The organism is Cytobacillus oceanisediminis 2691 (assembly GCF_007678455.1).
Taxonomy (GTDB): domain Bacteria; phylum Bacillota; class Bacilli; order Bacillales; family Cytobacillaceae; genus Mesobacillus; species Mesobacillus oceanisediminis_A.
In genome coordinates this window covers 272,722-295,060 of the sequence record NZ_VEEP01000003.1, presented here as the reverse complement: position 1 = coordinate 295,060, position 22,339 = coordinate 272,722, and the positions used below count along the sequence as shown (strand labels likewise).

The window sequence follows — 22,339 nt, the reverse complement described above, 5'->3', positions numbered from 1 at the left end:
TGTATTTTATATTAGGAGATAGAATCAAAATGAATCCAAACGTTGTGACGTAAGTCCTTAACAAACGGGTGTGTAGATCTAAGGAGAATTAACAGGTTATTTGTTGGATTACTTTTTATTACACTACCGGGACAGTTATGTTGAATAAAGATTAGTTTCTCTTGAATATAAAACGAACAAATATAAGCCTCAAATAATAAATCCCACTCTAATTTAATTAGATTCTAAAAGGGATTATTGCCTGTTTTATAGAAATTAAGCCTTAATGGAGAAAATATTAATAGCGAATACGAAAGACCTTCAATGTTAAGGCAGCTACCACAGAATTTAAATAACATGAATATTCTCGATGCTGGCTGTGCAGCAGGTTGGTATACTCAACAATTAGTCAACAGAGGAGCGAATGTGGTTGCAACTGACATAAGTCCTGAGATGGTTAGTTCCACTGTAAGGCGTGTTGGAAATAAAGCTAATGTTCTTTGTTTGGATTTAGAAGCAAACTTACCCTTTAAAGATAACTCCTTTGATTACATTATAAGTTCATTAACTCTTCATTATATAAAGGAATGGAGTCTTACTTTTAGTGAGTTTCAAAGGATTTTAAAACCAAAGGGTGTTTTTGCGTTTTCAGTTCACCATCCGTTTTCAGATATTAAACTTCTCCAGGATGCACACTATTTCTCCACACAATTGATTATTGATAAATGGGATAAAGATGGAAAGTCATTTGAAGTTCCATTTTATCGAAGACCTCTTAACTTAATTTTAAACGAAACTCTGAAATATTTTTCTATTGAGGAAGTCATTGAACCTCAACCTACAATTAAGTTTAAAGAAAAAGCACCAGAAAAATATGAAATGCTTTTAAAAAGTCCCCAATTCCTTATTATTAAAGCTATTATGGATTGATGTACTCAGATGCCGTTGCAAATGGAACACCCAACTAACCAGGAAGCTTTGTAATTGAGCGATGAAGGATAGTAGAAGAAGGATTCTCTGTTCGGAGGTCGAATATCAGAAAGGTATTTACATTTCGGATCGATATTAAGGGAGATCTTTATGGGTTACAAAATTGTTTTTTTCGATGTTGATGGTACTATTACAAATCACAAAGATGGCAGTATTCCTATATCTACAATTGAAGCTATAAAAACTTTGAAATGTAGAGGACTAAAAGTTGTTGCTGCAACAGGAAGGCCTCTTTCAATGTGTAATGAGCTACAAGAATTAGGTATAGAAACATTTATCACAGCAAATGGTGGATACGTGAAGCACATTCAGGAAGTTATACATAAAGTACCAATGGATAAAAGAATTATAGAAGAAGTTATAGAATTTGCAAAAATAGAGAATAACGGTTTGTCATTCTACACGGAAGGATTCAGTATGAATGGAGTAACAGAAGAGGAAATCTTAATAGCTTTAAAGGAAACTTTGTCTCTAGAGGAGTATCCTGAGACTAATCCCCTAATTCATAAAGAAGATATATTTTTATTGTGTTTGTTTGCAAATGATACATCAGTTGAGAAGTATATACGAAAATTTCCGCATCTAACGTTCAAAAGATGGCATTCGTACGTGTTAAATGTTTTGCACGAGGATGTTTCAAAGTCTTTAGCTATAATGAAAACACTAGATTTCTTTTGTCTCGATAAATCGGAGGCTATTGCATTTGGTGACGGCGAAAATGATATTGATATGTTGGAGTTAGTAGGGCTAGGTATAGCAATGGGGAATGGCAACGAAAAATTGAAAACTGTTGCAGATTTTGTTACTAAACCATCAAGTGAAGATGGAATTGATTACGCATTAAAAAAGTATGGAATCATTTAAATATTAATACCTGGTTCAGACATCGATCTTTCAATTAAGATTATCGCTGTATTCTTATTGAACAAAACGAGGGCAGGTTAGTTGAACAAAAATAATACTGTAAAAGGAGAAAAATGCGGACTAAAAAGGTGCGGGGTATAAAAAGAAAAATGAAAAAAATGCTGGAAAGAATAAAATACAGCACCATTGAGGTGGAATTATATGCCTAAGATTGACAATATGTTAGCAATTCTATGGATGCTTCGTTCAGGTGAAAAAATTACTGCAAAACAAATTTCAGAAAAGTTAGAGATGAATATAAGGACTGTGTATCGTTATATTGATACAATTTCAACAAGTGGTGTTCCTATAATTTCAGAACCAGGACATAACGGTGGATACACTTTAATGAACAATTTTATTGAGGCTCCTCTTTTTTTTGATTTTGAGGAGCAAACTTCACTATTTCACGCTGCTGTTTTTGCAGAAGAAGCTGGATATTATGGAGGTGAAGCATTAAATAGGGCCATTTCAAAACTAAGTAAATACTCAAATCAAGAGCAGGAAACAAAGATAAACCAACATTTAACTAGTCTTGAAGTAATAAGTCGATTAAGTTCACTCTCTATGGAACCTTTTTTGAAGGAGTTGGAGCAGGCCGTTGCTGACGGGTACTCAGTAAAAATTCTCTACCATAAAAGTGGCGAAAAGCAATTAAATTATAGATTGGTCGATCCGTACAGAATTATCTATTGGAATAATAAGTGGTATGTGATTGGATTTTGTCATCTTAGGAATGATATCCGAAGTTTTAGAGTAGATCGGATTGAAAGTCTAATGCTAACCGAAAATAAGTTTATCCGGCCAGAAAATTTTTCAGCACGTGACTTTTTTATAAAAAGTCTTCTTCCAACTATGGAAGATAAGGAAGGGATTATTTCTTTGGTTATTAATGGGGATAAAAGTGTATTGGCTGATATTTGCCAACATTGGTTTTTAGGACATTATTTACAAGAACGGACTTCAAATCAAGCAGTTTTTCTTCTTGAAAAAGATATGATACATACATATGTACCTTATTTACTTTTACCGTACAATAAATCTATTAAAGTTATTGAGCCAATAAGTCTTAAGAAAAGACTTATTGAAGTTCTGTCGGATTTAATAAAATTTCATCAAGTATAATAACTTCCCTGACGTTAACTGTCAGGGAAGTTTTATTATACTAGCTATATCAATTGTGATTGGAGTGTTCTTGGATGCAAACAAAAAAAGCTTTTCTATACGTATTTAATACAATGTCGGACTGGGAATATGGATATTTAATTGCTGAATTAAACTCAGGAAGATATTTCAAAAGAGATTTAGGACCTTTAAAAGTAATTACAGTAGGAGCTAATAAGGAAATGGTTACTACTTTGGGAGGACTGAGCATAAAACCAGATATTTCCCTTGATGAATGTACTCTTGAGAGTAAAGATCTTTTAATCTTACCAGGAGGGACTTCTTGGAGTGAAGAAATTCATCAACCTATCTTGGAAAGAATAGGCCAAGCTTTAAAGATTGGCACTGTTGTTGCTGCAATTTGTGGTGCAACTGAGGCCCTTGCGAATAAGGGATACTTAGATACTAGAAAGCATACAAGTAATAATTTAGAATACACTAAAATGGTATGTCCTAACTATAAAGGAGAAAAGTTCTATGAGGTGGGATCTGCGGTATCTGATGCGAATTTAGTTACTGCATCAGGAATAGCTCCTCTGGAATTTGCGATGGAAGTACTGAAAAAATTAGATGTATTTGGCCCAGATACATTACATTCCTGGTATAACCTGAATAAGACTCATAAATCTGAATACTACTTCCAGTTAATGAATTCAATATATAGCTGAACTAAAAAATCTACTTAGCAGTTTTATATTAGTTCAAATAAAAATAATGAAGTAACTGAAAAGCTCACTTTCTCTATTTTGTTTTGCAGAGAAGTTGGGCTTTTTAATTTGTAATTTCCTTATTGATGTAAATCCGCATTTTCCTGACGCTACCCCTAATTGAAGATACGTGCAACATTCCTGTATTAGATGAAAAATGTATAAGCTTCTGAATTAATGTACCTAAACATAAGGGAGCTTATGTGGAATAAGATGATAAATTCTAATTAAGAAGGATTAACACTATATTTGTGGAATTCCTTATTGAGCTAGGGTTTCGGGTCCTTCTATTTATTTCAAAGGAATAGCTTGATCCATAAAAAACTGAATGGAGGAAAACCAATTGATAATGCAACGAGTTAGCTTGATTACGATTGGAGCATTCAACCTGCCTTCTCTTCGTGCTTTTTATAAAAAACTTGGGTGGGAGGAAACAGTCATCAGCTCTGATCAATATGCAGCTTTTAAAACAGCTGGTGTGATGCTTTCGCTTTTTCCAATTGAAGAACTGGAAAAGGATGCAGGTGTCAAATTCTATCATAATGAAAAAAGTTATCGTGGTGTTACCTTTGCTATAAATGTCAATAATCCTCAAGAGGTAGATGAGACCATCGAAGAAATAAGAAAAGCAGGCGGAACGATACTAAGAGAGCCAAGTGATGCTTTTTGGGGAGGAAGAACAGCGTATTTTTCCGACCCTGAAAACAACCTTTGGGAAGTTGCCTGGAATCCAACAGCAGTTTTTGATGAAAAAGGAGCAATGATTTCCTTTTGACCATTAAAGAATGAAAGATTTTAAAATAAGGGGTTTAGTAAATAGATGCACAGTATCATATTAATAGAATATTAACATTATAAAAGGGAGGATGAATCATTGAATAGAGAATTTTTGCAGGTATCTTCATTAAGAGGATATGAACCCGAAATCGGCAGGTGGTTATGGTGCTTGGAGGATGTGCGCCATACAATTACAACAAAATTAACAGGAATAGACCAAAAGTTATTAGACAGAAAAATGCACGGAAGGCATTCAATTGGCTCACTCTTGTATCACATTGCACTGGTAGAGGCTGACTGGTTATATGTCGAGGTACTCGGAACCGACTGGGATCCCGAAGTTAGCTCGTTATTCCCATTAGAAAGCCGCACTGCCAGTAACCTGACCCACATTGAGGGAGAAAGCTTAGAGCAACATCTTTATCGCCTGAAAAAAGTCCGTGAAGTGTTCCTATCCTACTTTCGTTCTATAGACTTGAACGATTGGCGAAAACCGCGTGTACTTGAACAATATGAAGTCACCCCTGAATGGGTTGTTTACCATTTAATTGAACATGAATCCCACCATAGGGGACAAATTTTTCAATTACTAAGGGAATTACAGGAACAGTAAGTAATAGATTGAAAAATTTCAGTTAAAGTGCCTCTTGTCGGTACTGAATTGCACCATCGTTTATGGACATGCAGCTACCAGCTCTTAAGTATTTTTTTCTATAGTAAGAAAAGGAATGGTGCCCCTCTTTTCTTGATCTAAGGAGGAATGATATTGACTATAAAATATTTGATATATAATTCGCTGCCGAATGAAGAGGTCTTAACTGAATTGATTTCACTACACAGTAGAGTATTCAATACATCGGAGGATTTAGCCGCGAAAATGGCAATTAAACCACAACTGCTAATAATCACCGCGATCACTGGCACAAAAGTGGTAGGATATAAGATTGGATATGAACTAAAAAAAGATAAATTTTATAGTTGGCTGGGCGGGGTGGATCCAGACTTTAGAGCACATGGAATTGCATCGGAGTTAATGCACAGGCAGCATAAACATCTAATGGAAAAAGGATACCGAATAATCCAAACAAAAACGATGAACAAGTGGCGAGGGATGCTAATCTTAAATATTAAGAGTGGTTTTGATGTCATCGATACCTATATTGACGAAAAAGGCTTGCATAAAATAATCCTTGAAAAGCAATTAACCACCATATAGGTTCATGTGAAGAGTGGATCCTACTTCGTAAAAAAATGGAAAGGCCTGCCTAAACGGCAAGCCTTTATATCGGTTATTTTTCTCCATCTACATATTTACCGTAGTCAGGAATGGCGATATCATCAAATTCATCAACGAGCTTTCGTAAGTTTTCTCTTAGTGTCTCTGCTGCCATTGGGATTCCGTGTCCAGTAATGGCATAGGCAGGCTGCAGTGCCTCGAGTTTTTGAACGGAGGAGCGGGCTGCTTCCCAGTCGGTTGTCAGGTAGCGGGGAGGGCCGCTTATCTCCTGTTCTTGAGTCAGCACACTATACAGGTATTCTTGTTTGACCGTGACAAACGCGTCACCGGCAATGAGGACACGATCAGATTCCCTAAACAATGAAACATGGCCAGGAGTATGTCCTGGAGTATGAAGCCACTTCCAGCCATCCATATGCGGCACTGTGCCATCTTCGTTTAAGGCTTGTATATTTCCTCCAAGATCAATCCCCTCATGCGGGAAGGCAGGGGATATCTTTGCGACCAGACCGCCTTCCACACTAGCATCCGGTTTTGGATAATCTTGTTTGCCTGTCAAAAAAGGAAGCTCGAGCTGGTGAGCATAAACAGGAACCTGCCAGTGCTCAATCAAGTCGATGATCGCGCCAACATGGTCGAAATGTCCATGCGTCAGAATGATTGCTTTTGGTCTTGCGCCTTCACCAAAAAGCTCCTCTGCGGCGTCGATGATTTTATCAGCGGACTTAGGCATTCCTGCATCAATCAGCACCCAGTCCCCCGGAGTTTCTGAAATGCGCACAAAACAAACATTTACGATCTGGACAGTAAGGCTGTAAACACCATTTTCACCATTCTGAATCATCCCGCTCATTGATGAAGTCATAGGCATATAACGTTCCGTTGAAGAACTTTCTTTCACTAGTAAAACCTCCCATATATGAGCATCTGTTTGAGTATACCCCTGGGAGCGGTTTAGTATGCCGAATGTGATCGGGAAACGGAGCATTTAGTCACGAAAAAGAAATTGAGCGGAAGGGAGGGAGCAATCATAAAAAAATATTTAATTTGGCTTTTAATTTTCATTGTTTTACTTACTGGCTGCAATGCAGACGGCGGAAGGGTGACTGCCAGAGATGTTCTAAAACAGAATGAAAATGCTGATATTCTTAAATATGATGGATTTATTTATAGTAATGTTACGGAACATGAATGGTTTGAGGAAAATAAAGATAGACAACAAAAAGGAAAAAAGATTGGGGAAATAAAAAAAGTCACGACCTCCAGTTTGTTCTTTACCAATCTTTCAGCTACAAAATTACCTAAGGGAACTGTTTTATTCGATACAAATGATGGTGAGACGGGGATCATTTTTGTAGAAACAGATAATGGGGATGGATTGTATTATATGCAATTACTTGAAGGATAGAATTTGAGAAAAGAAAAGGCCGAGACCTGCATTTTACAGAATAACAATACTTTTTATGGAGCGAGAAAATAATGACTAATAATCGTAAAAGTATCCCATTTAGATTGATTGAACAAAAAAATGAGACAAATAATTTAGTTATTGTCTTACCTGGGGCTGGTTACACGACTCAAGCTCCTTTGTTATATTACACAACGGCTTTATTTTTCAATAAAGGCTTCGATGTATTACACATTAACTATTCACTTAACAGGGATGAGATAACTGTCCTCAATGAAAGGAACTTCGCAAGAGATGTACAACTTGCGATAGACACAGCAATCAATGGGAAAACATACAGCCAATACTGTATCGTGGCTAAATCAATCGGAACAAAAGCTTTAGGCTATATGCTTGGTGATAAGAGGTTAAATGGTGCAAAACTAATCTGGCTGACTCCATTACTGCAAAATGATGCTGTATTTAATGCAATGGTTAATAGTGATCAAAAAGGACTATGTATTATTGGAGATAATGATCATTATTGTTTTATTGAAGAGCGGTTTGAAAAATTGAGAAAGAATCAAAATCTTACATTAAAATTGATTGGTGGGGGAAACCACAGTTTAGAGCTTGAAAATGATCCGATTAATTCTATTGAAATATTAAAAACCGTTATTTCTAATATTAATGAGTTCTCTGACAATCAAATCGGACGAAACAGGTTTTAAATCTAACTCCCGCGACCAAATTGAGAGCTGGCCGATATGATGAATTTCATGTGTAATGATATGCCGGATGATTTTGCCATATGTAAATGAAAAAGCTTTACCTCTATTATTTTTTATAGTAATGACTTTATTCTCGTAATCATCTGGTAAGTGATAAATGAAATCTTCTGCAATCTTTTTTGTGAAATCTGAGTACTTAATTACTTCATCCAAACTGGAGATAGAATCTTTTTCTGGATAATGCTGAGGTTCCGGAAGCATATAATTTATCCATAATAATTCACAATCAATCACATGTACTAGGTTTTTCAGAATGCTTCCCATCCCGCCAATTCGTTCAGTTATTAACTCCCCTTGCGGTATAGATTTACACAAGTTAAACCACTCATCTCTAACTTGCCAATTATATAAAAATAAATCTAACAAAACGGACCCTCCAGAATATATTTATAAATTATTTTACCAATAAAATCCTTCAAGTTGGTATAATATGTTAAGAACTTCTGAACAAAATGAAAGTGAGTTGCCTATGTCAACTAAAAGTATGTTTTTTCGAATGCTAATCAGTGAATTTTACTTCCTGGTAATCTGTATTGTTCTATTTATAGCAAACTTGGCATTTTGGTTAGATGAAAGGGGAATTGCTGAAAACATATTCAACATCCAATTAACTCCTTCATTGATTCCTCTGTACATAATGGTGATGATCTTCTTTCTGGCTTTTATAATTTTTGCACTGCATCTGTATAAGAAAATAAAAACCTTACGTGAGTCGCACTACAAACATTCACGAGGATTGGTTCTCCTAATGGCAGTGGGAAATTTACTGGCCATCAGCGGCTTATCAGTTTTTGTGTTTACGCAAGATGCGAACGTTATGAAAACAGTGATTCCAAGTTTATTCAGTCTCTTTTTTGCAATCATGTTTATCATTTACATGATTTTATTTTTCGCACTTTTTGGGAGAAGCGTAAAATTAACAACTAAAAAGTTGAGACATTAAGTAATGGGTAACTCATAAATCCTAGATGGGTGGTTGTTTGAATATGAAGAATTGGCAATATACGCTGTATTTATTCATTCTTGGTGTTATTTCCTTCATCACAAAGGAAATCGTAACCTTTGCTATGTTAGGAATAATTTTGGTTTCCCTCAATAATATTCATTTCACCCTGTTAGAAATAAGAGATAATCAAAAGAAAGCTGACTAAAAAGCAGTATTCATTTTAGTTTCGATAAGAGGATGATTTAAATGAATAAAAAGTTAAGAAAGTCTTCAAAAGATAAGTCGATAAGTGGCGTCTGTGGGGGCATTGCTGAGTATTTTGGAGTTTCTTCTTTTTCAGTAAGACTAATTTTCATTTTATTGCCTGGCGCTAATGTACTGCTTTATTTAATTCTGGCTAATACGATGGCTGATAGTCCGCCTTCATTATATTAATCAAGGTGTGTGATGGAGGCATCTTTTATAGAATTAAAGGTGAGTACTTCTATGAATTTTCTGGGTGGAGGTCGTATATGAATGGCTAAAATTCAACCAATGGAAACAAACAGGCTTATCCTGAGGGAACTTAGTGAAGAGGATTATGAAGATATTCATGAATTTAAGTCAGATCAAAAAGTGGTTAAATATTTAACTTGGAGTCCTAATAGCAGAGAACAAACATTACATAGCCTTAAAAAGCAGATTGCTTTTCAAAACGAAGAAAACCGACAAATCTATGTTTTAGCGGTTGTAATAAAAAATACTAAAAAAGTCATCGGTAATGCTTTGTTTATGGTAAGAGATCAAGACTTTATAACAGCGGAAATCGGATATTTTATTAACTCAAACTACTGGAAACAAGGATACGGAATTGAAATTGTTAACGGATTATTATATTTAGGGTTTAATACTATGGATATCCATAGGATATATGCAGTATGTGATGCAGAAAATGCTGGTTCAGTCAATCTTTTAAGGAGAATAGGTTTCCGGCAGGAAGGTCATTTTATTAAAAACTTGAAGGTAAAAGGACAATGGAGAGATCATTTTCTATTTGCTATGTTAAAAGAGGAGTTTAAATAAGTTTCCTCGTTGGGATTGTTTTTAGGTTAAGGTAAGCCTCCAGTGTCTCACAAGACTCCGTAAGGTAGACTTTGTTCAAAGCAGTAAACGTAAACTATGACCAAGAAATGTTTGACAAAGGAAAAAGAAAGGCGTAGCTTATTATATTATTCCCATATAGACCTTTTTGCCGAATCTTTGAGCGGGGGAACCAATTTCTGATAAACATTGTTTATCTTGGGGTGAATCTTAGCATATTAAAGCTAGGAAGGGATACTCTCAGTCCCTAATCCGACAGCTAACTCCGCAGGTGCTATAGAGAGAAGGGTTGATGAACGCCATTGGCCATTCTTTAGTAAAGAATGGTCTTTTTTATTTTTAAATAGAAGGGATGTGTAGGAGCAGTGAAAAAGCAATATGCTGTTTTGGGCTTGGGCCGTTTTGGAGGGAGCCTTGTAAAAGAGTTCTATGAATTAGGTGCAGAGGTTTTAGCAATTGACATTGATCAGGATAAAGTCGATCAGTATTCTCAATATGTTACCCATGCCGTACAATTCAACGGTATTGATGAAGAAGGGCTTAAACAAGTCGGGATAAAAAATATTGATCATGTTTTTGTTTCTTTTGGAGGGAATATTGAATCAAGTGTTTTGACATGCCTGATTTTAAAGGAAATGGGTGTACCCAAGGTCTGGGCCAAAGCACATAATGATAATCATGCAAAAGTTCTTGAAAAAGTCGGTGCAGACCGGGTGATCCATCCGGAGCGTGATATGGCTAAAAGGATTGCGAACCATATATTCTCTGATAAGATCATTGATTACATTGAGTTGTCAGAAAAGTATAGTATGGTTGAGATTGTTGCTACGAAAAAAATACATAATAAGTCATTAACGGACCTGGATATAAGGGCGAGATATGGATGCAATATTGTAGGCATTCTAAGAGGGCAAGAAATCATTGTTTCCCCTCCTGCAGAAGAGGTCATTTCTATGGGAGATGTACTGATCGTGATGGGCCGCAACTCTGATATTAACCGTTTCGAGAAAGAGGGGGTATAGGTGAAACACCGCGTCATTAACCTGAATCCTTCTCAGCTACTTGTTTTGGTCTTTGCTGTGTTTATCTTCATAGGCACGATTTTGTTGAAATTGCCTTTTGCAACGGAGGACTCAATTACCTGGCTGAATGCTTTGTTCACAGCTACATCAGCTATGACAGTTACAGGTCTGGCTGTCGTTGATACAGAATCAGCCTTTACTCTATTTGGTGAAATAGTGATTGTCTCCCTGATTCAATTGGGAGGACTGGGAATCATGTCTTTTGCAATCCTTATCTATATGGTGTTAGGGAAGAAAATTGGAATCAAACAGCGGATCGTCGTGCAGCAGGCATTAAATCAAACATCTATCGGCGGGGTTATCTTGTTAGTCAGGAATTTGTTCATCTTTTCCTTAACGATTGAAGCAATTGCCATGCTCCTGCTGGCTATCCGCTGGGTGCCCCAATTTGGTTGGGGTAAAGGGCTTTATTATAGTTTTTTTCATTCCATTTCAGCGTTTAACAATGCCGGTTTTGCATTATGGTCCGACAGTTTGATGGGATTCGTGGGGGATCCAATCATCAATATTGTGATTACATTCCTATTTATCATTGGGGGAATCGGATTTACGGTTTTAGCTGACATGTGGAGGAAAAAGCGCTTCCGTAAATTGAGCCTCCACTCCAAGATGATGATCATCGGTACATTCATTATTAACCTCGTGGCAATGTTCATTATTTTTATCCTGGAATACCATAACCCCAATACACTCGGAGGATTGAATTCACTAGGTGATAAATTGTGGGCTTCTTATTTCCAGGCAGTAACACCGCGAACTGCGGGATTTAACTCCCTGGATATATCGGCCTTACAGGAAGATACGATCTTCTTATTTTTAATCCTTATGTTCATAGGTGCAGGAAGTGCATCTACTGGGGGAGGCATAAAACTAACAACGTTTTTGGTCATATTATTTTCGGTCATTACGTTCCTTAAAGGAAAAGAAGAAACCGTGCTCGGAAAAAGGGCAATCAGCCTTACGATTGTTTTGCGTTCATTGGCGATCTCGACAATTGCACTTTTTTTAATTTGTTTGGGGATTTTTATTATGAATATTACGGAAGAAGCTCCATTCATTCAAGTTGTTTTTGAAGTTATATCGGCATTTGGTACTGTAGGATTATCAATGGGAATAACAGGGTCACTTACCGCAATTGGGAAAGCAGTGATTATATTTGTTATGTTTGCAGGGAAGCTAGGCCCATTGACAATGGCTTTTTCTCTTGCAAATGCAACTGAATCACGAATTAAGTATCCAAGGGAAGATGTACTCACAGGGTGAGGCATTTCCGCTATTACCTTTAATGAAAATAAATGAAAATCGCTTAACAATGACGTTAAGCGATTTTTTAATTTCTATTATCATCAGTGGTTTTTAGTCATAGCTACTGGTCTTCCAAGACTTAAGGATTGGTTGACCATAATCCAGCTGTTTTCACAAGAACTCTTGGATGCAGTTTCAATCCTGCAACAAGAAGGTCTGCTAAATCCTCTGGCTGCATGACATTTTCAGGGTTCCCGCTGATCAGATTGCTTTCGACAGCGAGGTCGGTTGCCACAGTACTTGGTGTCAAAGCCGTTACGCGCACATTATGTTTCCTGACTTCAAGCATCAGTGATTCTGTCAGTCCGAGGACTGCGAATTTAGAAGCAGAGTAAGCACTAGTGACTGGCGCTCCTTTTTGGCCAGCAGTGGAGGAGATATTCACAATGTCTCCGGATTTTCTTTCGATCATTTCTGGCAGAACCGCTCTTGTAACGTTATAAACTCCCATCAGGTTTACGCGGACAATCTTTTCCCATTCTTCAGGGGATAAATCCATAAAGCCGCCAAACTTTGCGATTCCTGCATTGTTGACTAGAATATCAATCGCACCCAGGTCTGATTTGATATGCTCCACGGCATGCTGTACCGCTTCAAGATCAGATACATCTGCTGAGGCAGCGGAAATATTAACATCATACTGCTCGAGTTCTTCAGTCAGTTTTTCAAGATTGGACATCGTTAAGCCAATTAATCCTAGATTAACTCCTTCTTTAGCCAAAGCAATCGAAACTGCTCGTCCAATCCCTCTGCCTGCCCCGGTTACAATAGCTGTTTTTCCTTTTAGTGAAATCATGCTATCATTCCTCCTCAAATTTTTCTCGAAACGCTGCTAATAAACAAGCAGTATTCATTATGATTCAATATTGCATACAAGCCAAACATTTTGTTTGGGCCTGGCTCTATTTCTCTATGATAAAGTCTGCTAAAACACTAAATTCAATGTATCAAAAATGAAAAAATCAAATTGAGAGCCAAAAACAACTAACTCCTGAAATTAGCCTGTCTTAGTAGGGAAATGTACTCTGAAAAAAGGAGCAAAGGGATTAACTCTTTGCTCATGCTCTCCTCCTTATTTAAACCGTTTCTGTCCGTCAATGAATTCTTTCTTATCCTTTGTCCTTACTACGATTCTATATGGATCTTCTTTGACTTCTGGCCATATTTTATCAGACTTGATGAATTCTTCTGCCATAGTGTACAGGTCGGTGGCATGTTCGACTGCGCCTTCGTCAGTGCTCTTAATAGTCATTGTGATGAAAATGGTCATTAAGCCATCTTCGCTTTTATGTCCGACGCCTGATACCTTATATTTTTTAAAGGTCATGAATTCATGGCTAATACCCGAGACCGCGTTACTCCAGCGTGAATATTGTTCCCGTTTGGCTACATTGTATTTCCTCATTTTGACCTCAATATATTCCTTTTCCTTTGCAGCGAGGGCATCTTCAACAGCCTTTTTAATTTCATCGACTTTTTCCTGCTTCTCCGTGCTTGGGATTTCAAGTTCAACTCGATCAATACCGAACATAATATTATTATTAAAATTATATGGTTTTAGAGCAGCCTGAACGATTTCGAATACTTCCTCACTTTCTTTTTCGATTTCTGCTTGTTCTTGTTTCCACTTTTTAGATGGTTCATGGTACTGCCTTACTTTTATAAAGTAGTCTTCGATTCTTGTCCCTTTGAATTCTTCGGCCTGGACAATCGAAAGTCCGATTTTTTTCACTCCTGGTTCCATTACTTTGACCTGCTTTTCAGAGGTATCCAAATGCACCATGATGCCTTCGTTTTTGCCGCCAACATACTGGTTCACTAGCTTTACAGGATATCCTTCTTTTTTCAAAGCTTGTGTCAGCTGTTCTGTCAGGTCTTGCTGAGGATTATTATCAAACATGGCACTTAACGGCGGAATCTTAGAGATCATCTTCGCCATTGTCGGGGAAACAAATCCCGAACCGACAAAAAGCAGAAAACTAGCTGCGATTGCGGCTATAGTGACTCCAGCCTTTTTCCCAAAAGTCCATTGATTTTTTAAAGCTTGATTAAAACCTTCAAGTTCGTGACCAACTCGATCTGCCCGAGCATCTTCGAATTCTCCAGCAGCGAATCGGCCTGGTAAGTCTTTTGAGAATTTTTCAAGCGAAACAGGGGTCTTCAATTCATTCTTATCAAAGCCCATATGACTTCTCCTCCATTTGAAAAAGTTGATCATTTTTTATCAGTTCTGCTAGCTTTTTTCTGCCGCGTGCTAGCCTAGTCTTCACGGTATTGGTGTTTTCGTCTAGAATCAGGCTGATTTCCTTAACTGAAAAGTTTTCAAAATAAAACAGCAGCAGAGGGATCCGCTGTTCATCTTTCAAGGTAGTGATCAGCTGGAGCAGTTCCTGTTTTGTTTCCTTTTCAACGGCCTTTTCCTGAGCTGACTCCGTTCTTAATCTGGTGATTGCCTCTGGATTCTCATCGATATCTGTAAACTGAATTCTTTTTTGTTTTCGGTAAACATCAATCGAACGAGTATAAACAAGCCGGTAAAACCATGCTTTAAAATGGCGGATCTCCACATCCCGCATTATGCTTAGATAACAATCCTCCAGGGCAATCTGGACAGCATCCTCAGCCAGCTCCCGCGAACCAAGGATAAGATAAGCCGTCCTATAGGCAGAGGAAAGAAGACTTTCCACAAGGTGGCTGAACGCTTCCCCATTTCCCGCCCGGATTTGATTTAGTAATTTCTGTTCCTCACTCAACTGGGCAACCTCCATATTTTATTTTCACTAGTAAGTCGTTTGAAGGTGGCATTCTGGTTTCACTTTTCGTAAAATTCTTTGAATTACTTGATTGTGTCATGATTAATCAGTATCTAATATGTATTAACTTTACCAAAAATTAACTTAGGCGGGTGGACAAAACGATAAAGGGTTCACAGGGAGAAGATGCGGGGAACATGTGCCCGAACAGGAGCTAAGAAGGGATTTACGGGAAGAAGATGGAGAAACATGTGCCCGAAAAAGAGCGGAGAGAGGATTTACGGGAAGAAGATGGAGCAACATATGCCCGAAAAAGAGCAGAAAGAGGATTCACGGGAAGATGATTGAACAACATGTGCCCGAAAAAGAGGGGACAGGGGAATCACGGGAAGAAGATGGAGCAACATGTGCACGAAAAAAAGGGGACAGGGGATTCACGGGAAGAAGATGGAGCAACATATGCCTCTAAATGGTTTTCATCCATAACAAGTTATCGGGAATGATGTATAAGGTAACCTTATATTTGTTATTTTTTGTTAAAATAATATGAAAAAGTAGGGGAGCATCAATGTGGAAGCAAATCGTTTTTTTTTTGTGATATTAGTGATCTTCTTTTTTATCTATTTAAAAGTGTTTAATTATATATTCAGGTTTGTCGAAGCCCCTCGCTTCCTTATGGGTTGCTGGTTTTTATCTTTCAGATATTTTTTGCTATCGTCATTCTCTTTTTGGCTACAATTGTGACTACGAGGAAGATCTTTGAGGTGATCAAAGATTGATTTTCGTTTAAGAACTACACACAAAGTAAGGCTGAACCAAAATCATATTGGTTCAGCCTTTTATCATCACATTGGAAAATCGATTTTCTTTGACAGATCAGGAAAGTCGATGAACGGATTGCGGTTACCTTGTATATAAAATATGGCCTGGTTTCGGTGCTTTTCATAGAGAGTTGGAGGGAATTCCTCATTCCAGCGGACTAGAAGCGGGATGTTCACCTTTTTCTTGAATTCGTTCTTTACTCTTTTTGGATACCTGAGGAAAAAATAAAGCATTGCCCGTGCGGATGTTCCTTTTCCGTGTTCCGGCTCGAACTCGTACCCTGTGCTTATTCCACAATTATTCTGGATCGTTTCATCATCTGATTCGGGATTGTAAAAATCAAAGTCGGCAAAAGGGAAGTTTGACCTGGTGATATTGCAATCTGGCTCACAGACAAACAAGTGATGAAGGTCGCCCTTCATCGGCTCAGCACCTGCAAACCAGGACTGGGGGACGATATGCTCGGTGTTCATTTTAAAATGTTCCTCAAACAGTTTCAGTTCCCTGATTGAATCAAAGCCATTCACCTGGATTTGCCGAGAACGTCTTCTGAATTCATCGTATTTCTTCCGCAATGTTTCGTTATCCTCGATCAGCAGCGACTCGGGGTCTTTCATCTGGCTGGAGTAGATGCTTTTTGCGGTTCCATCCGGATATAGGTCAACCCATGTGTATAAATACAAATCCTTTGCCAGGAAGTAGGGGAGTTCATTCTTGTGGGACTGGAAAATAATCGTATGGAACTTATAAAAAAGAGCAAGACCGGACAAATCCAAATCCTGCGCTCCCCGGTAATACTTTTCAATATCATGAAGGTCTTGAACAGGATCATAATAAAGCTGCTGATTGCTTTGAATATCGCGTCGATTATCTTTCAAGATCGTCAGCAGCTTTTTCAAATCGAGTGAATCATACTTGTTTTCCCAGCGGTCTTTTTGACGTAGTTGTTTTTTAAATTTAGACATGGAAATCTCCTCATTATTGGTATCTTTATTTCCATTTTAACAATTCAAGGTTTGTCCTTCAAAGTCTTGAACTGGAATGAATTGACCAGAACGAAGAAGATACTATTAGCTTTGTTTAATTTCACTTGACCAGCTGAAGGATCATTTCCTTGTTTCGCTTTGAAAATACCTTATTATGTGATGACACCATTGCTGATTGAGGAGCTGCCGGCTCAATGAATTGTTTTGCTTTATTCACGGCATTGGCTGCATCCTGGAAGGTCCCGGCTATTAAATTCAACTTGCCTTCGTGTTTTAAAATATCACCGGCTGCAAATAAGCCTGGTACAGATGTTTCGCTTGTCGGTGTGCCATCAATATAAAAGCCATCGATCATGGCTGGTTCCAACTCGCTATTCTGAAGCAGGGAAGCGTCCTGATCAAATCCGTGATTAACCAAAACATCATCAATACGAAGACGCTGAACCTCACCAGTTTCCAGATTGGTGATCTCAACCATTTCAATGGATGAATGATCCTGGTCAGCAATTAAATTGGTGATGCTTGATTGGAACAAACATTCCACAGAACTGTTCATCAGCTGGGTAACTAGTGATTCATGCCCGGAAAAACACTCTCTCCTGTGAACCAGGTAGATTTTCTTTGCGACTGGTTCGAGGGCGTTCGCCCAATCGATCGCAGAATTGCCCCCGCCTGAAATCACGATGGTCCGATCTTTGAAATATTTAAGGGAATTGACCATATAGTGAAGGTTGGACACCTCAAACTTTTCCGCTCCTTCAATCTTGAGCTTTTGAGGTTTTAAGATTCCGCTGCCAATGGCAACAACGACCGATTTTGAAAAATGGAGATTTCCAGATACAGCTTTTAGCAAAAACAAGTCCCCATCTTTGCTGATTGATTCAATTTTTTCATTCAGGGCTACTTCAGGGCTGAAAGTCAAAGCCTGTTCCTTTAATTGTTGAATTAACTTTGCACCTGTAATAGGGCCAATTCCGCCGACATCCCAGATTACTTTTTCAGGATAGACTTGAATCTTACCGCCTAAATCTGACTGGGCTTCTATAATCTTTGTTTTCATTTCCCGCAGGCCAGCATAAAAGGTGGAATATAGTCCTGCGGGTCCGCCTCCGATAATCGTAATGTCGTAGATTTCATTGTTTTCCAATGTGAACCCTCCTTGAAATGATCTAAATGTATACGGTAATAAAACTGACGGGATTTAAATTTTCACAAATCTGTCATTGACTGATAAAAGTAATAGCTTTATAGTATTCATTGTAAACGATATTGATAATCATTATCAATAAGAAATGAAAAACTTTGGAGGAATGATACATGGTCCGCTTATACACAGACCTATTGTCCGTCGGTTACGGGGAACGAACAATTGTAAATGACCTGACATTAGACATTCCTGACCAGCAAATCACGATTATCATTGGCCCAAATGGCTGCGGTAAATCGACCCTGCTAAAATCGATGTCAAGAATCATTCCTCATCAGTCAGGCTCGATTTACCTGGATGGTTCGAGTATCTCAAAAGAAGATACGAAAAGCCTGGCACGTAAGATGGCGATTCTTCCGCAGACTCCTGAAAGTGCCGCAGGCCTGACAGTAGGGGAATTGGTGTCATATGGCCGATTTCCTTATCAAAAAGGATTCGGGAGGCTGATGAAGAAGGACATCGAAGTCATTGACTGGGCCCTTGAGGTGACCGGAACGGCTAGTTATAAATATGAGCATGTCGATTCATTATCCGGAGGACAGAGACAGCGTGTCTGGATTGCACTCGCACTCGCACAGGAAACAGAAATGATTTTCCTTGATGAACCGACCACCTATTTGGACATGGCACATCAGCTTGAAATACTCGAGCTGCTGCAAAAGCTGAACAAAGAGCAGTCAAGGACAATTGTGATGGTGCTGCATGATTTGAATCATGCGGCAAGATTTGCTGATCACCTGGTTGCCCTGAAAGCCGGGAGTATTGTTAAAACAGGAACAAGTGAAGAAGTCATCACTAAGGAAGTGCTCAGGCAAGTCTTCAACATTGACGCTGCAATCGGGAAAGATCCTCGTACAAATAAGCCGATTTGCATCACGTACAACTTACTAAAAGGAGAAGAAGAAAATGAAGAAATTACTTATGCCATTCCTGCTAATGCTGGTGCTCGTTATTAGCGCGTGCGGAGCAGAAGAAAAGAAAGAAAGTTCAAGCGAGAAAAAAGAAGAAGATAAGCCCCAGACCATTACATATGATTCTGAAAATGGCCCTGTAGAAGTGCCTGCAAACCCGGAAAGAGTCATCGTCCTTTCTTCATTTGCCGGAAATGTCATGGCTCTTGATGTTCCAATCGTGGGCGTTGACTCGTGGTCAAAAATGAATCCCCGTTTTGAAAAATTACAGGGAGTCGAAGAAGTGACAGATGAAAACCTTGAAAAGATCATTGAATTAAATCCTGACCTCATCATCGGTCTATCTAATATTAAAAATGTCGATAAGCTGAAGGAAATTGCACCTACGGTAACATTCACTTACGGAAAGCTTGGTTACCTGGAGCAGCACCTGGAAATCGGCAAGGTCTTAAACAAAGAAAAAGAGGCTCAGGGGTGGATTGATAATTTCAAAGCAGAATCCAAAGCTGCAGGAGAAGAAATCAAAGCTAAAATTGGTGCTGATGCAACTGTTTCTGTAATCGAAAACTTCGACAAGGAACTTTATGTGTTTGGTGACAACTGGGCAAGAGGAACAGAAATCCTTTATCAGGAAATGGGAATGAATATGCCTGAAAAAGTAAAGGAAGCAGCACTGGAGCCTGGGTACTATGCGATTTCCCCGGAGGTGTTATCTGAATACGCTGGAGATTATGTTGTATTCAGCAAGAATGCAGAGGGTGATACATCTTTCCAGCAAACCGAGACTTATAAAAATATTCCTGCCGTAAAGAATAACCGTGTATTCGAAGTTAATGCGAAGGAGTTCTATTTCAACGACCCTCTAACGCTTGAATATCAGCTGGAATTCTTTAAAAAATCGTTCTTGGAACAATAATAACTAGCAGGAGGAATTCTTTGAGAATTCCTCTTCTTGCTATCAGAAAGATGAGATGCATATGATCAACCAAAACAGCTCTCTCCCCATGCTAATAAAGTGCGTTGCCGGAATCCTCGTCCTGGCCGCAAGTTTCATGACTGCCATGGTTTTTGGTGCAGCTGATACGAACATCAAGGAGATCTGGCTGGCGCTTACTTCAACTATTAAAACAGATACAATTACCATGATCCGGGAGATTCGTCTGCCGAGAGAGGTTGCGGCGATTTTTGTCGGCTCTGCCCTATCTGTAGCTGGTGCGATCATGCAGGGATTGACGAGAAACCCATTGGCTGATCCGGGATTGCTGGGACTTACAGCAGGTGCGAATGCAGCATTGGCACTGGTTATGGCGCTTAGTCCTGGAGCTGGCTACCTGGCTATTACGATTGCTTGTTTTATTGGTGCAGCTGTCGGTGTAGTGCTTGTTTTTGGGATTGGCGCATTGAAGAAGGGCGGATTTTCTCCTTTTCGGATTGTCCTGGCTGGTGCCGCTGTCTCGGCCTTTTTGTTCGCGGTCGCCGAGGGAATCGGTCTATATTTCAAAATCTCAAAAGATGTCTCGATGTGGACAGCCGGCGGCCTGATGGGCACTTCATGGACTCAGCTGAAAATCATTATTCCGTTCATAGTGATTGGGATGCTCGTTTCTTTATATTTATCGAGGCAATTGACAATTTTAAGCTTGAGTGAAGAAGTGGCAGTAGGACTTGGACAGAAGACAAATTTGATTAAACTGGTATTATTCATCGTGATTGTTTTACTCGCAGGATCCTCTGTTGCGCTAGTAGGGAATATGGCGTTTATCGGTCTGATGGTCCCGCATATCGTCAGGATGATTGTCGGAACAGATTATCGATTTGTCCTGCCGGTGTCAGCCTTATTCGGCGCCTCGTTCATGCTCATCGCAGATACGGTGGGGCGAACAATCAACGCTCCTTATGAGACACCGATCTACGCGATTATTGCCATGCTCGGACTGCCGTTCTTCCTGTTCATTGTCCGTAAAGGAGGGAACAGCTTCACATGATCCATCCGTCTATTATAAAAAAACAAAGAATCATAGTTGCGACTTTAATTGTTTTAATAATATTAACTATAATTACCAGTCTGGGTCTCGGCTATTCCTCCGTCTCGTATGACCGGATTTTGCCGACAATATTCGGGAATGGCACCTTTAAAGAAGAGTTTGTTTTGTTTGAGATTAGACTGCCAAGAATTATCGTGACGCTCCTTGCCGGTATGGCACTGGCAATTTCGGGATCGATTTTACAGGGATTGACCCGGAATGATCTAGCTGATCCAGGAATCATCGGAATCAACTCCGGAGCAGGACTGGGAATTGCCGTTTTCTTTCTCTTTTTCCCAATCGACGCTGCTTCATTTGCCTATATGCTGCCCATAGTTGCTTATACTGGCGCGTTGCTGACGGCTGTACTGATCTATTTATTCTCGTATAAAAAGGGAATCGGCCTTCAGCCGGTAAGATTGATTCTCGTAGGAATAGGATTTTCGATGGCATTGTCAGGTGCAATGATTGTGGTTATTTCAGCAGCTGAAAGACAAAAGGTAGATTTCATCGCCCGCTGGCTTGCCGGAAACATTTGGGGAACAGACTGGCCGTTCATCGTGGCCCTTTTGCCATGGCTGCTGATCCTGATTCCGTTCACAATCTATAAGGCCAATCGCTTGAACCTTCTGAGCTTAAGCGATCCTGTTGCCGTTGGAGTGGGAGTATCGATTGAAAAAGAAAGAATCGTTCTGCTGCTAACAGCTGTTGCCCTGGCCGCTTCGGCTGTTTCAGTCACAGGTGGGATCGCGTTCATAGGATTGATGGCACCGCACCTTGCGAAAGCATTGATTGGTCCGCGAAACCAATTGTTCCTGCCAATAGCAGTACTGATTGGCGGATGGCTGTTACTGTTCGCAGACACGATCGGCAGAAACCTCTTGGAACCAGAAGGTATCCCTGCAGGAATCATGACTGCGTTGATAGGTGCACCGTACTTTGTGAATTTACTTCTAAAAAAATAGTTGGCTGAGACTTTTGCTAAACTCAGGTAGAAGGGCGTCGAAACTAGACTTTCAACGTCCTTTTGCATATAGATAAAAGGGCTAGAACCCTGCAATAGGCACAAAATTTGCTATTCTGGCCGCTTAAGAACCTGAAAAATATGTGTGTGGATTATGTATTAGAACAGATGCACAAAAGATACGATACCGAAGGCAGAATTGAATTAGCTAAAGTTATAGTGGAAGTAAGACAAGAATTGCAAAATTTCAATTTGAGGGAGATATTTTTTCTTTTTTGAGTATTTCTCTAGAAACCGTTTAATTCGGTCATTTATGCATAAATT

The 22,339-nt window shown here is 39.0% G+C and carries 26 protein-coding genes and 1 riboswitch; of the genes, 19 read left to right on the top strand and 7 right to left on the bottom strand.

All coding sequences use genetic code 11. The features are described from left to right. Positions 1 to 303 precede the first annotated feature (303 nt). From FS736_RS07860 to FS736_RS07830, 7 genes are all read left to right on the top strand, one after another. On the top strand, positions 304 to 909 hold the full coding sequence (locus tag FS736_RS07860; protein WP_144475831.1) for a class I SAM-dependent methyltransferase: 606 nt from the start codon (positions 304 to 306) through the stop codon (positions 907 to 909). Positions 910 to 1,059: 150 nt separating this feature from the next. Continuing rightward, positions 1,060 to 1,833 carry a Cof-type HAD-IIB family hydrolase gene (locus FS736_RS07855; RefSeq protein ID WP_144475830.1) on the top strand — a complete coding sequence of 258 codons (774 nt, stop codon included), beginning with the start codon at positions 1,060 to 1,062 and terminating at the stop codon, positions 1,831 to 1,833. 201 nt (positions 1,834 to 2,034) lie between these two features. Continuing rightward, entirely contained in the window at positions 2,035 to 2,997 is a 963-nt protein-coding gene (locus FS736_RS07850; protein ID WP_144475829.1) for a helix-turn-helix transcriptional regulator, read from the top strand. A gap of 74 nt (positions 2,998 to 3,071) precedes the next feature. Continuing rightward, positions 3,072 to 3,704, top strand: coding sequence for a type 1 glutamine amidotransferase family protein (locus FS736_RS07845; RefSeq protein ID WP_144475828.1), 633 nt, complete (start codon positions 3,072 to 3,074; stop codon positions 3,702 to 3,704). Between the two features lie 388 nt (positions 3,705 to 4,092). Continuing rightward, positions 4,093 to 4,518 carry a VOC family protein gene (locus FS736_RS07840; protein WP_260983572.1) on the top strand — a complete coding sequence of 142 codons (426 nt, stop codon included), beginning with the start codon at positions 4,093 to 4,095 and terminating at the stop codon, positions 4,516 to 4,518. Between the two features lie 99 nt (positions 4,519 to 4,617). Next, the gene (locus tag FS736_RS07835; RefSeq protein ID WP_144475826.1) at positions 4,618 to 5,133 is read left to right on the top strand and encodes a DinB family protein; all 516 of its coding nucleotides are present in this window, start codon (positions 4,618 to 4,620) and stop codon (positions 5,131 to 5,133) included. A 153-nt stretch (positions 5,134 to 5,286) separates the two neighbouring features. Beyond that, positions 5,287 to 5,736, top strand: a complete 450-nt coding sequence (locus FS736_RS07830; RefSeq protein ID WP_260983557.1) for a GNAT family N-acetyltransferase — start codon at positions 5,287 to 5,289, stop codon at positions 5,734 to 5,736. Positions 5,737 to 5,809: 73 nt separating this feature from the next. On the opposite strand, the gene FS736_RS07825 is transcribed toward FS736_RS07830, so the two are convergent. Beyond that, positions 5,810 to 6,628, bottom strand: coding sequence for an MBL fold metallo-hydrolase (locus FS736_RS07825; protein WP_186326736.1), 819 nt, complete (start codon positions 6,626 to 6,628; stop codon positions 5,810 to 5,812). Positions 6,629 to 6,859: 231 nt separating this feature from the next. Here FS736_RS07825 and FS736_RS07820 point away from each other — a divergent pair, with 231 nt between their 5' ends. Beyond that, a complete protein-coding gene (locus FS736_RS07820) occupies positions 6,860 to 7,165 on the top strand; it encodes a hypothetical protein (RefSeq protein WP_144475823.1) in 306 nt (101 codons plus the stop codon). Positions 7,166 to 7,236: 71 nt separating this feature from the next. Continuing rightward, a complete protein-coding gene (locus tag FS736_RS07815; protein WP_144475822.1) occupies positions 7,237 to 7,875 on the top strand; it encodes an alpha/beta hydrolase in 639 nt (212 codons plus the stop codon). Here FS736_RS07815 and FS736_RS07810 read toward each other — a convergent pair. Beyond that, positions 7,810 to 8,301: a DinB family protein gene (locus FS736_RS07810; RefSeq protein ID WP_144475821.1), complete on the bottom strand. Its 492-nt coding sequence runs from the start codon at positions 8,299 to 8,301 to the stop codon at positions 7,810 to 7,812. The two genes, FS736_RS07815 and FS736_RS07810, sit on opposite strands and share 66 nt — an antisense overlap. A 620-nt stretch (positions 8,302 to 8,921) precedes the next feature. Here FS736_RS07810 and FS736_RS24230 point away from each other — a divergent pair. From FS736_RS24230 to FS736_RS07790, 5 genes are all read left to right on the top strand, one after another. Beyond that, positions 8,922 to 9,086 carry a hypothetical protein gene (locus FS736_RS24230; protein WP_186326720.1) on the top strand — a complete coding sequence of 55 codons (165 nt, stop codon included), beginning with the start codon at positions 8,922 to 8,924 and terminating at the stop codon, positions 9,084 to 9,086. A 41-nt stretch (positions 9,087 to 9,127) separates the two neighbouring features. After that, positions 9,128 to 9,316, top strand: a complete 189-nt coding sequence (locus FS736_RS07805; protein ID WP_144475820.1) for a PspC domain-containing protein — start codon at positions 9,128 to 9,130, stop codon at positions 9,314 to 9,316. Positions 9,317 to 9,397: 81 nt separating this feature from the next. After that, the gene (locus FS736_RS07800) at positions 9,398 to 9,943 is read left to right on the top strand and encodes a GNAT family N-acetyltransferase (RefSeq protein WP_144475819.1); all 546 of its coding nucleotides are present in this window, start codon (positions 9,398 to 9,400) and stop codon (positions 9,941 to 9,943) included. A gap of 157 nt (positions 9,944 to 10,100) precedes the next feature. Continuing rightward, positions 10,101 to 10,250: riboswitch (cyclic di-AMP (ydaO/yuaA leader) on the top strand. A gap of 76 nt (positions 10,251 to 10,326) precedes the next feature. Beyond that, entirely contained in the window at positions 10,327 to 10,983 is a 657-nt protein-coding gene (locus FS736_RS07795) for a potassium channel family protein (protein ID WP_144475818.1), read from the top strand. Beyond that, on the top strand, positions 10,984 to 12,306 hold the full coding sequence (locus FS736_RS07790) for a TrkH family potassium uptake protein (protein ID WP_144475817.1): 1,323 nt from the start codon (positions 10,984 to 10,986) through the stop codon (positions 12,304 to 12,306). Positions 12,307 to 12,427: 121 nt separating this feature from the next. On the opposite strand, the gene FS736_RS07785 is transcribed toward FS736_RS07790, so the two are convergent. The 3 genes from FS736_RS07785 to FS736_RS07775 form a co-directional block, all read right to left on the bottom strand. Continuing rightward, positions 12,428 to 13,144, bottom strand: coding sequence for a 3-ketoacyl-ACP reductase (locus FS736_RS07785; RefSeq protein WP_144475816.1), 717 nt, complete (start codon positions 13,142 to 13,144; stop codon positions 12,428 to 12,430). A 276-nt stretch (positions 13,145 to 13,420) separates the two neighbouring features. After that, a complete protein-coding gene (locus FS736_RS07780) occupies positions 13,421 to 14,533 on the bottom strand; it encodes a DUF4030 domain-containing protein (RefSeq protein ID WP_186326719.1) in 1,113 nt (370 codons plus the stop codon). After that, positions 14,523 to 15,101 (bottom strand): RNA polymerase sigma factor, encoded by a 579-nt coding sequence (locus FS736_RS07775; protein WP_186326718.1) that lies wholly within the window; start codon positions 15,099 to 15,101, stop codon positions 14,523 to 14,525. The genes FS736_RS07780 and FS736_RS07775 overlap by 11 nt, the downstream gene beginning before the upstream one ends. Positions 15,102 to 15,300: 199 nt before the next feature. On the opposite strand from FS736_RS07775, the gene FS736_RS07770 reads away from it, so the two are divergent. Next, complete coding sequence (locus tag FS736_RS07770) at positions 15,301 to 15,570, top strand: hypothetical protein (RefSeq protein WP_144475813.1); 270 nt, start codon at positions 15,301 to 15,303, stop codon at positions 15,568 to 15,570. Positions 15,571 to 15,946: 376 nt separating this feature from the next. Here FS736_RS07770 and FS736_RS07765 read toward each other — a convergent pair whose 3' ends face one another. Together FS736_RS07765 and FS736_RS07760 are read right to left on the bottom strand one after the other, a co-directional pair. Then, entirely contained in the window at positions 15,947 to 16,888 is a 942-nt protein-coding gene (locus tag FS736_RS07765; protein ID WP_144475812.1) for an endonuclease I family protein, read from the bottom strand. A 121-nt stretch (positions 16,889 to 17,009) separates the two neighbouring features. Continuing rightward, positions 17,010 to 18,056, bottom strand: coding sequence for an NAD(P)/FAD-dependent oxidoreductase (locus FS736_RS07760; protein ID WP_144475811.1), 1,047 nt, complete (start codon positions 18,054 to 18,056; stop codon positions 17,010 to 17,012). Positions 18,057 to 18,226: 170 nt separating this feature from the next. Between FS736_RS07760 and FS736_RS07755 the strand changes: the two genes are divergently transcribed. The 4 genes from FS736_RS07755 (at position 18,227) to FS736_RS07740 (ending at position 22,016) form a co-directional block, all read left to right on the top strand. Further along, the gene (locus tag FS736_RS07755) at positions 18,227 to 19,072 is read left to right on the top strand and encodes an ABC transporter ATP-binding protein (RefSeq protein WP_144475810.1); all 846 of its coding nucleotides are present in this window, start codon (positions 18,227 to 18,229) and stop codon (positions 19,070 to 19,072) included. Then, a complete protein-coding gene (locus tag FS736_RS07750) occupies positions 19,023 to 19,943 on the top strand; it encodes an iron-hydroxamate ABC transporter substrate-binding protein (RefSeq protein WP_144475809.1) in 921 nt (306 codons plus the stop codon). Before FS736_RS07755 ends, FS736_RS07750 begins: the two co-directional genes overlap by 50 nt. A 61-nt stretch (positions 19,944 to 20,004) precedes the next feature. Beyond that, positions 20,005 to 21,012, top strand: a complete 1,008-nt coding sequence (locus FS736_RS07745) for a FecCD family ABC transporter permease (protein WP_186326717.1) — start codon at positions 20,005 to 20,007, stop codon at positions 21,010 to 21,012. Next, entirely contained in the window at positions 21,009 to 22,016 is a 1,008-nt protein-coding gene (locus FS736_RS07740) for a FecCD family ABC transporter permease (RefSeq protein ID WP_144475808.1), read from the top strand. Before FS736_RS07745 ends, FS736_RS07740 begins: the two co-directional genes overlap by 4 nt. Positions 22,017 to 22,339 lie beyond the last annotated feature (323 nt).

What these genes read in the sequence shown, in the direction of transcription:
- FS736_RS07850 (WP_144475829.1), top strand. Translation starts at nt 2,035, where the DNA reads ATGCCTAAGATTGACAATATGTTAGCAATTCTATGGATGCTTCGTTCA.
- FS736_RS07785 (WP_144475816.1), bottom strand. Translation starts at nt 13,144, where the DNA reads ATGATTTCACTAAAAGGAAAAACAGCTATTGTAACCGGGGCAGGCAGA.
- FS736_RS07860 (WP_144475831.1), top strand. Translation starts at nt 304, where the DNA reads ATGTTAAGGCAGCTACCACAGAATTTAAATAACATGAATATTCTCGAT.
- FS736_RS07845 (WP_144475828.1), top strand. Translation starts at nt 3,072, where the DNA reads ATGCAAACAAAAAAAGCTTTTCTATACGTATTTAATACAATGTCGGAC.
- FS736_RS07765 (WP_144475812.1), bottom strand. Translation starts at nt 16,888, where the DNA reads ATGTCTAAATTTAAAAAACAACTACGTCAAAAAGACCGCTGGGAAAAC.
- FS736_RS07855 (WP_144475830.1), top strand. Translation starts at nt 1,060, where the DNA reads ATGGGTTACAAAATTGTTTTTTTCGATGTTGATGGTACTATTACAAAT.
- FS736_RS07800 (WP_144475819.1), top strand. Translation starts at nt 9,398, where the DNA reads ATGGCTAAAATTCAACCAATGGAAACAAACAGGCTTATCCTGAGGGAA.
- FS736_RS07815 (WP_144475822.1), top strand. Translation starts at nt 7,237, where the DNA reads ATGACTAATAATCGTAAAAGTATCCCATTTAGATTGATTGAACAAAAA.
- FS736_RS07745 (WP_186326717.1), top strand. Translation starts at nt 20,005, where the DNA reads ATGATCAACCAAAACAGCTCTCTCCCCATGCTAATAAAGTGCGTTGCC.
- FS736_RS07755 (WP_144475810.1), top strand. Translation starts at nt 18,227, where the DNA reads ATGGTCCGCTTATACACAGACCTATTGTCCGTCGGTTACGGGGAACGA.
- FS736_RS07825 (WP_186326736.1), bottom strand. Translation starts at nt 6,628, where the DNA reads ATGCCTATGACTTCATCAATGAGCGGGATGATTCAGAATGGTGAAAAT.
- FS736_RS24230 (WP_186326720.1), top strand. Translation starts at nt 8,922, where the DNA reads ATGAAGAATTGGCAATATACGCTGTATTTATTCATTCTTGGTGTTATT.
- FS736_RS07740 (WP_144475808.1), top strand. Translation starts at nt 21,009, where the DNA reads ATGATCCATCCGTCTATTATAAAAAAACAAAGAATCATAGTTGCGACT.
- FS736_RS07750 (WP_144475809.1), top strand. Translation starts at nt 19,023, where the DNA reads ATGAAGAAATTACTTATGCCATTCCTGCTAATGCTGGTGCTCGTTATT.
- FS736_RS07805 (WP_144475820.1), top strand. Translation starts at nt 9,128, where the DNA reads ATGAATAAAAAGTTAAGAAAGTCTTCAAAAGATAAGTCGATAAGTGGC.
- FS736_RS07780 (WP_186326719.1), bottom strand. Translation starts at nt 14,533, where the DNA reads ATGGGCTTTGATAAGAATGAATTGAAGACCCCTGTTTCGCTTGAAAAA.
- FS736_RS07840 (WP_260983572.1), top strand. Translation starts at nt 4,093, where the DNA reads ATGCAACGAGTTAGCTTGATTACGATTGGAGCATTCAACCTGCCTTCT.